The 12111-nt window shown below is 56.8% G+C and carries 9 protein-coding genes; 5 read left to right on the plus strand and 4 right to left on the minus strand.

The annotated features are described in order from the left end of the window. Together K1Y02_20970 and K1Y02_20975 are read right to left on the minus strand one after the other, a co-directional pair. A partial coding sequence (locus tag K1Y02_20970; protein ID MBX7258848.1) for a PAS domain-containing protein occupies window positions 1–2260 on the minus strand: 2260 nt, incomplete at its 3' end. Window positions 2261–2507: 247 nt separating this feature from the next. Continuing rightward, window positions 2508–2699, minus strand: a complete 192-nt coding sequence (locus K1Y02_20975; GenBank protein MBX7258849.1) for a hypothetical protein — start codon at window positions 2697–2699, stop codon at window positions 2508–2510. A gap of 297 nt (window positions 2700–2996) precedes the next feature. Between K1Y02_20975 and K1Y02_20980 the strand changes: the two genes are divergently transcribed. From K1Y02_20980 to K1Y02_21000, 5 genes are all read left to right on the plus strand, one after another. Beyond that, window positions 2997–3725 carry an ABC transporter ATP-binding protein gene (locus K1Y02_20980; GenBank protein MBX7258850.1) on the plus strand — a complete coding sequence of 243 codons (729 nt, stop codon included), beginning with the start codon at window positions 2997–2999 and terminating at the stop codon, window positions 3723–3725. Beyond that, window positions 3722–4552, plus strand: a complete 831-nt coding sequence (locus K1Y02_20985; protein MBX7258851.1) for an ABC transporter permease subunit — start codon at window positions 3722–3724, stop codon at window positions 4550–4552. Before K1Y02_20980 ends, K1Y02_20985 begins: the two co-directional genes overlap by 4 nt. 2 nt (window positions 4553–4554) lie before the next feature. Continuing rightward, window positions 4555–6243, plus strand: a complete 1689-nt coding sequence (locus tag K1Y02_20990; GenBank protein ID MBX7258852.1) for a GldG family protein — start codon at window positions 4555–4557, stop codon at window positions 6241–6243. Further along, window positions 6240–8126, plus strand: coding sequence for a DUF4340 domain-containing protein (locus tag K1Y02_20995; protein MBX7258853.1), 1887 nt, complete (start codon window positions 6240–6242; stop codon window positions 8124–8126). The genes K1Y02_20990 and K1Y02_20995 overlap by 4 nt, the downstream gene beginning before the upstream one ends. Before the next feature lie 226 nt (window positions 8127–8352). Beyond that, window positions 8353–10062, plus strand: coding sequence for a glycosyltransferase (locus tag K1Y02_21000; GenBank protein ID MBX7258854.1), 1710 nt, complete (start codon window positions 8353–8355; stop codon window positions 10060–10062). A gap of 37 nt (window positions 10063–10099) precedes the next feature. Here the strand turns inward: K1Y02_21000 and K1Y02_21005 are convergent, their stop codons facing one another. Together K1Y02_21005 and K1Y02_21010 are read right to left on the minus strand one after the other, a co-directional pair. Further along, entirely contained in the window at window positions 10100–10822 is a 723-nt protein-coding gene (locus K1Y02_21005; protein MBX7258855.1) for a hypothetical protein, read from the minus strand. Between the two features lies 1 nt (window position 10823). Next, entirely contained in the window at window positions 10824–11375 is a 552-nt protein-coding gene (locus tag K1Y02_21010) for a hypothetical protein (protein ID MBX7258856.1), read from the minus strand. Between the last annotated feature and the right edge of the window lie 736 nt (window positions 11376–12111).

Here is a 12111-nt window from a genome sequence, read left to right on the forward strand (position 1 = left end):
TCTGCCTGCCGTCCATTTGAGGCATGCTCATGTCAAGCACAACGGCGTCGATTTCGTCCGCATGACGTTCGAACAGCTCCAGACCCGCTTCTCCATCGTTAGCGCAGTACACCCGGTATCCGATACGTTCCAGGGCGCGCTTGCCGATTTCCAGGACGACCGGCTCGTCGTCGACGAGTAGCACCGTGCCCGAGGCTCGCTCTATGGGAGCGTACTCGGTTTCCTCCACTATGTCCGAAGGCGGAAGGGAAGCACACGGGAAAAGCACGGTGAACGTAGAGCCTCGTCCGGGTTCAGTCTCCACGAGGAGCCCCCCGCCGTGCGTTCGGACTATGCCCATCACAACCGCCAAGCCAAGACCGCGCCCCGCGAATTTCGTCGTGTAGAAGGGATCAAACGCTTTTTGCAGCGTCTCTTGATCCATCCCGCATCCGGTATCCGAGACGCGCAGACAGACGTAGTTGCCTTCCGCCAGACCCTCACCCACGACACATTCACGAAGTAATACGGAGTCGCAGGGGCGTCCTTCAACAACTATAGAGACCACGCCCTCGCCATCCACGAGGGCTTCGGAGGCATTGGTAACGAGATTCATCACAATCTGGCGCAATTGCGTAACATCGGCTTCGATGGTTGACAGGTTGTCCTGGCATTGGAATTCCAGACGGGTCTTCTTGGAAATACAGCTCTCGATAAGGGACAACATCTCCCGGACCACCGGGCCCAACGCAACGGATTTCTTCGAGAAGTGTCCTTTGCCGGAGTAGGTCAACATTTGGCTGACAAGGTCGGCGGCACGGCGAGCGGCCTGCGAAATGGTCTCCAGGTTGCCCCTCAGCGGAGAGTCTGCGGGGGCTTCGAGCAGCGCCAAGCTGACTCCGCCCAGCACGCCCTGCAGCAGGTTGTTGAAGTCGTGGGCGATTCCTCCCGCCAGCACGCCAAGACTCTCCAGCTTCTGCGTGTGCTGCAGTTGAGTCTCCAGCGTGCGCCGTGCCTCTTCCGCGCGAACGCGGTCGGTGACTTCGCGGACGTATTCGATAACGCCCAGAATCTCGCCGGTCTCGGAGTCGCGCATGGGAAAGGTGAACAAGTCGTGCCACTCACGCACTTCGCCTTCGGGCGTCCAGCGAGCCAATGTCTGCTGGCAGGCCTCGCCGGTAGCAAGAGTACGTATGCTGGGACATCCTTCGCAGGGAATGTCGCGTCCGTGATACACCTGGAAGCAGCTCTTCCCTTCGAGCGGCATGGCATGGGCGTACCAGCGCTCCATCGCCGAGTTCACCCTCACAATGTGAAGATCGCGGTCCAGTATGCTGATGCCGTCCTGAATGCTCTCGAAGATGTCCGCCAAGAACTTCTCGTTTGCGCGAAGGGATTGTTCGGCGCGGCGCAGGTCGGTGATGTCTTGGGCGGTGCCTACCAGGCGGGCGGGGGTCTCGGACTCGCCGTCGAACATCACGCAGGCATTGCAGCGCATTGCCCGCTCGGAGCCACTCGAGTGCAATAGATTGGACACCCACTCAATAAACGGGCTGCTCCGTTGGGCGTGGGCAATTAGCCCCCGGATGCGTTCAAACTCGCCCTCCTCCATTCTCTCCTGAATCGACGCCAGGGGAATCTCATTCTCGGTGGGGTCCAACCCAAGGAGGTGAGCCATCTCCTCAGAGACCGTGAAAGTCTGTCTTGCCCGGTTCCATTCCCAGCTTCCAATGCGCGCCAGACGCTCCGCCTGCGCCAACATGCGCTCGCGGGTCGACACTTCCTGAAGAATTTCGCGGCGTTCCTGAACCTCGCGCGCAAGTTCGTCGCTGCGCGCCTCTTCGGCTTGTCGCGCCAGATAGAGTTCCTGGAAAACGTAGAATAGGCCGATGAACGTAAAAATATAGCCTGCCAGCGATATAACACGGGAAAGCAACGACCGCAGTTCTTGTCCATCCGACAGCGTATACCAGTGCGCAATGGAGTCAATCCGGCCGATTTCCTGAAAGCACCAGCCAAGGACTATCGCGCTCACCCCAAGTGTAAGACTGAAGCGCAACGATTGCCGGCGAGCGACAGAGTAAACGGCAAAGAGGATGGACGCGCAACACAATACTCGGGCCACGATACCAATGAGGACATCGGTCTCAAGAGCGATCCGGTCAGGTGAGCGGCCCACCCACCGGATAATCTCGATGAGGGCTCCCAGGACAACCAGCCCGTAAACCCACCGGGGCACGCCGGCTTGAGAGGATTTTTCCGGTCTGAGAGCTATCGCCATCTGGCCCCCTTGTTTGCGCACCGTCCCAGAGAACGTGCGTACTGTGGCCCATGCCTCAATCCAAATCCGCTAGCTGCCTTCCCCCTCCACGCCAGCTTAGCAGATATCGGCGATCAAAGAAAGTGCATTATGCGAATTCTTCTTCAACAAAGAAATTGCGCGCAGAACGGATCGTCGCCGTGTACTTCTGCGCGCATGGGCCATTCAAACCGGCTCTAATCAGCATCGCTCATCGAAGGAGGTCGGGCTAGGCGGCGTCTTTGGATTTCTTTCGGCGGCTGCCTTGCTTACTGGCGGCGCGCAATTCGGCAAAGGCCGCCTCGGCGCATGGAGGGCAATAGCCGTGACTTATGGATTCATCGGTGGCAGGGGTGGTAGCGGTGGCTACCCACACGCCGCCTATCCGAGTCTTGTGGCAAACGCAACACTGTACTTTCATGAGGTGGAACCCTTCTTTGCGCCGCGTAGCGGCATCTACCGGGTATGAAGCACACTTCATGCCAAAGCGGGATGCCGGGTGCGCCACGCTGGGAACCCGAGCTTAACTGGTTCAAATTCAGTCAATTATACAGACGAGACGAGAAAACGTATCATTCATTGTCAACCATATAGTCGATGCAACCAGGCAAAATATGCCACATGGCGGCAAGGCGCACCCAGCTTCGTCAACTGATTCCTTTGCAGTTGCGTATACGGTCTTGGATTGCGTACCCTATTCGCATCAATGGGCAACACGATGATTGAAGCGAAGAACCTCACCAAGCTCTACGGCTCCATCGCGGCGATACGCGATGTATCCTTCGAAGTCGAGCAGGGAGAAATCATTGGTTTTCTCGGTCCCAACGGTGCCGGGAAGAGTACGACCATGCGAATCCTGACCGGCTACACGCCCGCCACCAGCGGAACGGCGCGGATTGCGGGATTCTATATCGACGACGACCCCATCGAAGTGAAGCGGCGGGTCGGGTATATGCCGGAGAGCGTGCCGCTCTACGGAGAGATGTTGGTTGACTCCTATCTGACCTACGTCGCAGAAATTAAGAACGTTCCTCGCCGCCAAAGGCGAATCGAAGTGGATAGGGTAAAGGACCGCTGCGGCCTGTCCGACATGGGGAGACGCATCATTCGCAACCTCTCCAAAGGCTACCGGCAGCGGGTCGGACTTGCGCAAGCCCTCGTGGGCAATCCCCCTGTCTTGATTCTGGACGAGCCGACCGTGGGGCTGGACCCGCGCCAGATCGTGGATATCCGCACCATGATTAAGGACCTCGCCGAAGAGCACACGGTGCTGCTAAGCACGCACATCCTTCCGGAAGTCTCCATGTTGTGTGAGCGTGTCCTCATCATCAACAAGGGCCGAATTGTCGCGCAGGACACGATGGAGCATCTGACCGGAGGCAAGCGCGGCAAGAGCCTGGAAGACGTGTTCGTGGAAGTAGTCGCCAAGGACGAGGAAGCGACATGAGAAACACGTGGGCGGTCTGCAAACGCGAATTCTCGAGCTTCTTCGTCACGCCCGTAGGGTATGTCGTCGTGGCGACGTTCGCAGCCATTTCCGGGGCGGCGTTTTCGGGCGTATTCACGGGCTTCTGCAAGATCACGCAGTCCCCGAACTCCTATGGCTACGAAGGCATACCCAATTTCGAGGAGTTGATGCTCAGCCCCTATCTCGTCTTTTGCGGACAGTTGATCCTCTTCATTGGACCCTTGATTACCATGCGCCTCCTTGCCGAAGAACGGAACCGGGGAACGCTTGAACTACTTCTCACGCACCCACTTCGCGACAGAGAGATCATCTTCGGGAAGTACTTGGCCTCCCTGGGGATCGTCCTGGTGCTGATGATGGTCGTCGGCGTGCACATGGTCTTGATGGCTCGCCACACCGAAGTGGAACCGGTTGTACTGGTCTTCGGGTTGTTGACGGTCTTTCTCATGAGCGCGGCTTTCATGAGCCTGGGGCTCTTCGTCTCGTCGGTAACCGGCAACCAAATTACGGCAGGGACACTGACGTTCGGTCTATGGTTCGTCTCGTACATCCTGGGAACCTATGGATCGGATCTCCCGCCGGACGTCTCCGTGCCCGCGAACTGGGGACAGAGTATCCAGCTCGCAGCGAACTTCTTCTACCATATCTTCCGGCAGTTGGTGGTGCAATTGCCTCTGGATGCGCATGCCCAGGAAATGGCTCAGGGCGCGCTGAGACCCAAAGACATCGCGTACTATGTACTCTTCTCGTCGTTCTTCCTGTTCCTGACGTTCCGCTCGCTTGAAGCGCGGCGTTGGAGGGCTTAGGTATGCGAATCGCACGCATTCTTGCAGCCGCTGCCGCCGTACTGAGCCTCACATTCGCTCTCAACATCCTTGTGCTTCAACGGGACTTGTTTGCGTCGCGCATTATCACGCTACTAATCGTTGCCGGGGCCAGCGGATGCCTATGGATTATTCTCTCGCTGGTCGCGATGGCGGGAGTATCGCAGAAGCGAAAGAATATTCAGGCATTGAATGGAATCATCGCTTCGGCAGTGTTCTTTGCGATTTGCGTGGTGCTATATGCCTTCGCGAACCGTTGGGACCGCACATGGGACCTTACTCAGGAAGGCCGCGCCGAGTTGGCGCCGCAGACCGTGCAAGTGCTCAAGGGCCTTACGCAAGACGTGACGGTAATTGGTCTGTTCACAAAGACCGACATTCGCGATCTTGACATCGCGCGAGAAAAAACGGCTCGGTTTCTAGAGCGTTGCCAGCGTCTCACCAATCACCTAAAGGTCGAGTTCTTCGATCCTCAAACGGAGCGCGCAAAACTGGAGGCCATGAAGCTCACGTATTTCGACCCGAACGGAACAGTTGTGCTGAAGTGTGGCACACGCAACAAGACAATCGGACTGAAGCTGCCGAATCCCAAACTGGAAGAAAGCGATTTCACGAACGCGCTCATCAATGTGCTGCGAGACTCGGCTCCCCTCGTAGGCTTCATATCGGGACACGGCGAGACGGAATTGAACACGCGGGACGGCGCCTACTTCAGGGCCCTCCTTGACTCCGAAGGCTATCAGTTCGAATCGGTTTCGATACGAACCAGCGGGCAAGGGCTTTCCCCGAGCAAGTATTCCGCGTTGGTAATCTACGGAATTGCCGAGGGGACAGGCGGAGATTTCTCACCAGAAGAACTCCAGGCGCTGGATGCGTATGTGAGCGGCGGTGGACGCTTACTTGTTCTCGTGGATCCCCAGTTTGTCGTCGGTGGGCCGCCCGTACGAAAGAGCCTGTTTACGTGGCTCGAACAGCGATTCGGAATTGTCGTCGGAGAAGACCTCATTATCTCGGATCCGAACGTGAACAAGCGCCTTGGCGAAGTGACGCTTCTATCGGACGCCGCGGCAGTCAATCAGTTTGGACAAATCAATGTACCCAATGTCGAGTTTCACGGGTGTTTCTCTCAGAATAGTCCCATCACAAAGGGCTTCGACAAGTTCATAGACCTCATGACGGCTCGGACCGTGACCCTCGCAAGCAAACTTCCCGACAGAGTCGCTGGCGATATGATTCTCAGGACGCTTCCATATGCGTATGCCGAGAAAGATCTCCAGAGTCTCGCCATGCGGAAGATGCCGGTGCAGGATCCGCGAACAGAGCCCTTGGCGTCGTTGGGAGTGGCCGTAGCTGTCACGATGAAGACCGACACGCCGACGGGTGACGCTGGACGCACGCGCGATGCGCGATTGGTCGTAATCGGCGACTCGGACTTCGCGAAGGGAGACAGCATGAGGAACGGCGGCCACTTGAACTTCATGCTCAACTGTGTCGCGTGGTTGACGGAACAAGAGGATATCATTGCAATTCGGCCGCACACCAAGGAAAACCAGCCGATACGGCTGTCCGAATCGGATGAAAAAATTCTGACGTGGGTGTCGACCATGGGCGTGCTTCAGTTGGTCCTGCTCGCCGGCTTCTGCACGTATCTGGTGCGGAGAAAGTACCGATGAGGCCGCGCACAACCATTGCTCTGGCCGGGGTGCTTGCTCTCCTGTGCGTAGCATATTGGGGCATGGAGTATTGGCAACAGGAGACGAAGCAGCGCGTCGAAGAGGCCAAGAAACTGTTCTCGTTCGAGCCGCCCGCTGTCCAATCCGTCACCATCGAGCGGGAAGGCGAAAGGCCTTCGACCGGCGTGCGCACCGGCGGCACTAACTGGAAAGTGACCGAGCCCTATGAGGTGCGTCCGAATTCCGAGATCTGGGAACGAGTTGCCAAGGCGCTGTCTGAACTAAAGAACGAACGGACCATCGCGCAGTCGCCGGAAGACTTGGATCAGTACGGGCTGGCAAAACCGGTCTTGAAGGTAAACGCCAAGCTCGAGGGCGGCACAACTGTCAACCTGAGCTTCGGGGTTTTGGATCCGACCAAGAAATTTCGGTATGCGCTTCATGAAGATGGCACGGTATTCCTCGTGACCCCGGAGTCGTTCTTCGAATTGGATCGATCGCTGCTCGTTCTGCGCGACCGCTATCTCTTCGAGAATATCGAGAATCAGATTACCCACCTGGAATTCGCGTGGATAGTCCCCGCCGACAAGGAAGGCGGTACTGCAAGTGCCAACTCACCGTATAAAGAGACCGTGACCATCGTCGTGGAATTGGGTGAAGACAAGCAGTGGCATTTGGTGAAGCCGGCCACCGGTTTGGCCGATCAAGAGATGATCGGCAATTTTGTCTCGGACTTGCAGTACTCCCTCGGGCGCGGCTACGTCGATAAACCGGAAAGCCTTTCTGATTACGGACTCGATCCGCCGTTGGCGCGCGTGTCGGTACGGTGCGGCAAAGACGGCGCACTCCAGACCGTCTATTACGGATCATTCGATCGCGATTCGGAAAAGGGCGGGATATACGTCCGCAAGGAGTCATCGCCAGGGGTCTTTGTCGTAGACTCGCACATTGTGACTCTGTTCCCCAAAAGGGTAGACGCTTTCAATGAAAAGCGCATTCTTACGCGTCCGGCCGCGGATATTCGCTCGTTGAAATACGAGGCGGGGCCACAGACCTTCACGCTGGAGAACCCTGAAGGGAAAGCTTGGCGCTTGGCCGATCCGCCCGGCATGGAGACGGATCAGGCGGCGGTATCGCGTTTCATTGGCACGCTGGTCAGCGCAAAAGGTACCGATTACTACACCGAGATCAAACCCGAATTCGGTCTGGATGCACCTGCGATTCGCATGACAGTGACCTACGCGGATTCGCCGAACCCCGTGCAGATCCTCGTGGGGGCAAAGGTCCCGGATGTCGAAAGCTATTACGTTACCCAAGACACCGGCGCTGTCACTAAGTTGGACAAGCCACAGGTGGATGCATGGCGCGCAACGTATACGGACTTTGTCTCTAAGGGACTATTGTCCTTCAGAAAAGCGGAAGCATCCCAGGTCGAACTCACATTCGAAGGCGTCAGTTACCTCTTCAGAAAGGGCGAACGCGCGTGGCTGGTCGACGAGCCGAAAGGCAAGGTGTGGGAAACCCAAAGCGATATGGAGGATTTGCTCCAAACGCTGGAAACATGCATTGCCGATGACGTCGCGACTCCGGTCACTCCGCCCGATCTCGCACCCTATGGTCTCGACGCGCCCATGATGACCGTTCGAGTCACCGCGGTCAAAGAGAGCCAAAGCCAAGGCTCGGGTAGCATACTCCTGGGACCGCTTGCCATCGGCAAAATCAGCGAGACCGAATCGCATCAGCGATATGCGATGGTGGCCGGCCGTCCCGAAATCTTCCGCATACGGCAGCTTGTCATCGAGCAGATTCGGGATATTCTCAAAGGCGTGATCGACGCCACCCCGGTCTCGAACGAAGCGCCCCCCGTAAAAGTCGTGCAGTAAGATCGCGCATCATCCTTCGGCATGGGCGCCAGCCACGGGCAGGTTTCATTGTCGCTCGTCTCCGAGTTATCCTCACGATTGTGTGACCTCTCCGACGAGGTCCGGTTCATCGAATTCAGAATGCAGTAAGGGACGTATGCAACTGATCGCCGCGAGTGAGCTGGCATCACTTGTACCAAAGCCGGCTTCAAGCATTTTATTCGTGGGACATGCAACCAACGAGTTCATGTCTATCATGACCGCGCGTCATTCGACGGTTATCCAAGCCACGCGTGAATTGCTTGACTCGGTACCACCTGGATCGCGCGAATGCATGATCGTCGGGCCCTGCGCTCCGCCGGATTTGTGCGGCCTCATGGAGCCTGCTGTATCCAAGCTCGGTCCGTTCGGGACTGTCTGTGTAATTGTCAGCCAAGAAGGCGAATGGTGCGGCATTCCTGAACAACTTGCCGTGCTGTGGAGTGAGCTCGGACTTGTTTCCGTGGGCGTTCTGGCACGCTCAGGAAATGGACGAAGCGAAACGGCGGTTGCTCTGGTCCGTAGTACCTACGACCCTATCGCGCATGCCCGAGCTCTCGAGCAGCAAGGCATGCCTAATCGAGCCTTAAGTGCGCTCGATTCGATTGAGAGTCTCGTCAACCTTAGCGTTGAGCAGACCGGACTGATTGCGGGAGAGAAGCTGCGAATCCTCCATGCCATGACGATTCGAGAGAACGCGCGGGATCTCGCCTACACGTATTTCGCGCACGCACGAAAGCAATTTCAGCTTGCGGTACATCCGTTTCCGCAAATGCACCTTTACTACAGGCAGTTCGCAGAGTTGTGGCATCACCTCGGAAACGACGCGATGGCAATGCGTCTGTTGAAGTCGGTTTGTCATGTTGCGCCCAACGAAGAATCCTTGGTGTTGATGACCCGACTGAAGCCCTCCGACGCGCCGCAGCCGGAATCTGAATCGTCGCCAATATGGACGGGCAAAAAACGGCCTCCTCGCATCCTGGTTATTACACACGACGCTTCGGACTACGGAATGGACTGCCTCTATGACGGGCTGTGCATTGTGCTGGGAAAAGACAACGTCGTTGAGTACCCGTGGAAACCCACATTGCATGGGCATGCGCGCGAAGAGGCGCTCAACTATCCGTGCGTATTCGAGTACCCCGGCGAACCTCTTGAACCCGCGGCCATCGAGCAACAACTTCGCCACGGACGGTTCGACCTCATCCTTTTTGCAGACACGGTTCAAATGTCGAGCGAGGAAACCGTGCGCAGATTTCTAGATGCCGCGCCCGACGTGCCCGTCGTCGTGTACGACCCCTGGGACGATTGCCAGCCATTCCAGCATGTTGTTTTGGAGTACCTGGGAAGGCCATCCGTTGCAGCATACTTCAAGCGGGAAATGGTGGCCGGTTTCGACTATGGTCCCAACAGTTTTCCGCTTCCGTTCGGGTATCCGGATCGCCTGGTCCCGAAGGACATCGATGTGCCGCGGACGCACGATCTCTTCTGGGCAGGGAAGCGCATCTTCGGGACACGCTCGCTCTACCTTGACTACCTCCAATCGAAGGGATACGACGTCAACCGCCACTATTCGCAGGAAGACTACCGCAAAGCGATCGCGACTGCCCGTGTAGGGCTAAGTTTCTTCGGGTTTGGATACGACACCGTGCGCTATTGGGAACTTCCGGCGCATGGCGTCATGCTGCTCGCCGAACGGCCGCCGATACGTATACCCCACAATTTCGTCCACGGAGAATCCGCGCTGTTCTTCGATGATCTCCTCGAATTGGAGGAGAGATTGGCATACATGTCTTCCCATCAAGACGAGTGCATGGAGATTGCCCGAGCTGGCGCGGCGATCTTCCGCGAACACCACACCGCCAGCGCGAGAGCGCGGCAATTGCTGGGAAGAATAGAATCGCTTGCTACTTGGTAGACACCGCGCACGTCCGCATCGCACAACGCCGCACGAACTAGTTCATGCGACTCGCGGGCAGCTTGACGTAACCGAGTTTGCGCCAGACTCGCCAGTGCTCCAGCAGGGGAAGCAGAAAGCACAAGGCATACCCAAACGCCATCGACGCATGGGGAGCAAATACGAGCAGAAAAAGAGCGGGAAGAAAGCACAAGCTGCAAGCCATTCTGCAGACTGCGGCTACGGCAACGGCGCAGCGCACTAACCCTCGCCGCACAAGTGCGCGAGGGAGTACCGGCAACAAACCCAACGCTGCGAAGCCTGGTGAAAGCCACGCCCACAGCAGAACTGACTGAACTGCCGATAATTGGTTGAATACGGAGTGGAGCAGCATTATAGCAACTGTGCAGATCACTTTTGCGACAGACCAAAATAACAAGCTAAAGCGGGGTTCGATCCCTTGAATTCTGTACAGACACTGCTCAGGAAGATCCAGAAGATAGGCACACTCTCGGGCGGTCCAATTCGCTCTCCGAGGCGCGCGGCACGCGGCCTTCGGAGATCCCAACTGACGAAGTACCTCCGCAGCCGCGTTGTCTACGGTTATTCCTTCGGCCTGCAAGCCCTGCATCGTTTCTTCGACGTGTGTGCGAATCTCCGCGGCAATACGTTCACGCGCCTCGTCACACAAACCGCGCGTCGCAGTCTCAATCCACTTCTCGAATTCATGGTTCCCAAGGCAGGACGCCTGCGTATCCATGGTATGCGTGTACTCCACCACGTCACTTCTCCAGTTTGGCCGGAGGCGAGACTCGACCAATCTTTAGCCATAGCGGCACTAGTCTGAACAGCCCAAAGAGAGCAAAACACAGCGCGATGACGATCCAGACGATGGAACGTACTCTGTTGAACGAGTCCTCTTGATACTCATGCCACCAACTTGGCACGGCCAATAGCGGTGCAAGTGCCACGATAAGCAGAGCACCCATACTCGCCCGAGGATCGCAGCGTTCCCTGAAATGGAAGGCAAACAGAATAGACAAGACATTCAAAGCTATGTACTGCGTCTGTAAGAAGTCATCCCATTTCAATCCATTGGCGCCAAGAAAGAACACTGCGCATTCAGCAATGACGACTGATAACAAACATAAACCGGTTAGCTTCTTCCCAAGCGGCGCACAGGAAGAACAGTACTTGCTCAACAATCGGTGTTCGGTTTCTGTCCAATTGGTTTGCCGAAAACTTCTCCGCGCAATCTTTGCGTCGCCCAATTGTTGCAGAGCAACGCGGAACGCTTCCGAGGACGGAACGTCCTCCCCTTCAAGTTCGGCCACGGTCTCGTATACGTGCCTGCGCACCTCGGCAGCGATGCGTTCACGCGCCTCGTCGCAGAGACCACGAGTCGCAACCTCTATCCACTGGTGGACCAAAACATAGTCAGCGGGCAACTGCGGGGGAACAGATGGCGTTTCAGGGTAGTCTGACATATTAGAAACCCTGCCTGGGGCCGCTCGCTGCGTACGCCAACCTCCACCACAACCGCGCACAGAGTAGCGCGACTGCAATCGGGCATCCGGAGAAGACGCCCCAAATGCAATAGATGAAGAATCGCGGAACGGGAGCAAACGTCAAATCTGGCTCGAATAGAACAATTGCCAATGCGGAGAATGAAATAGTTAGCAGTGCAAGCCCCCGCCGCCGTTCGCCACGAAGAGCACACCGGTGAGATGCAGGGAGCAAATAGAGTATTAATTGCGGTAGAACAACTCTTGCGATGTCATGCCTGCTGGGCCAAGTCCCAGAGTAGAAGATTTCGAAGAGAAAGAGGCCAAGCATCAAGACCAAGAGCGCAGCGCCAACAATCTGAAGGGTTCGTAGAAATTGTGCATATGAGAACTCAAAATTGGAGGAGGTTTCGTGTACCGTTACGAAATAGGCCTCAAATGTCCTGACCAATACTTGAATTGACAGTATCCCTTTGGCGTTGGTTACGTTTTCAGTTCGTTATGCCGCGGGTTCCGCCGCTGCCGCCGCCTCCGACGAGCTATCCGTAGGGCCCATTCTCGGCGG

The organism is Candidatus Hydrogenedentota bacterium, from assembly GCA_019695095.1.
In the GTDB taxonomy this organism is placed as follows: Bacteria; Hydrogenedentota; Hydrogenedentia; order Hydrogenedentales; family SLHB01; genus JAIBAQ01.

Coding starts and splice junctions, on each gene's coding strand:
- K1Y02_20975 (MBX7258849.1), bottom strand. CDS start 2,699: ATGAAAGTACAGTGTTGCGTTTGCCACAAGACTCGGATAGGCGGCGTG.
- K1Y02_20990 (MBX7258852.1), top strand. CDS start 4,555: ATGCGAATCGCACGCATTCTTGCAGCCGCTGCCGCCGTACTGAGCCTC.
- K1Y02_20980 (MBX7258850.1), top strand. CDS start 2,997: ATGATTGAAGCGAAGAACCTCACCAAGCTCTACGGCTCCATCGCGGCG.
- K1Y02_21000 (MBX7258854.1), top strand. CDS start 8,353: ATGTCTATCATGACCGCGCGTCATTCGACGGTTATCCAAGCCACGCGT.
- K1Y02_20985 (MBX7258851.1), top strand. CDS start 3,722: ATGAGAAACACGTGGGCGGTCTGCAAACGCGAATTCTCGAGCTTCTTC.
- K1Y02_20995 (MBX7258853.1), top strand. CDS start 6,240: ATGAGGCCGCGCACAACCATTGCTCTGGCCGGGGTGCTTGCTCTCCTG.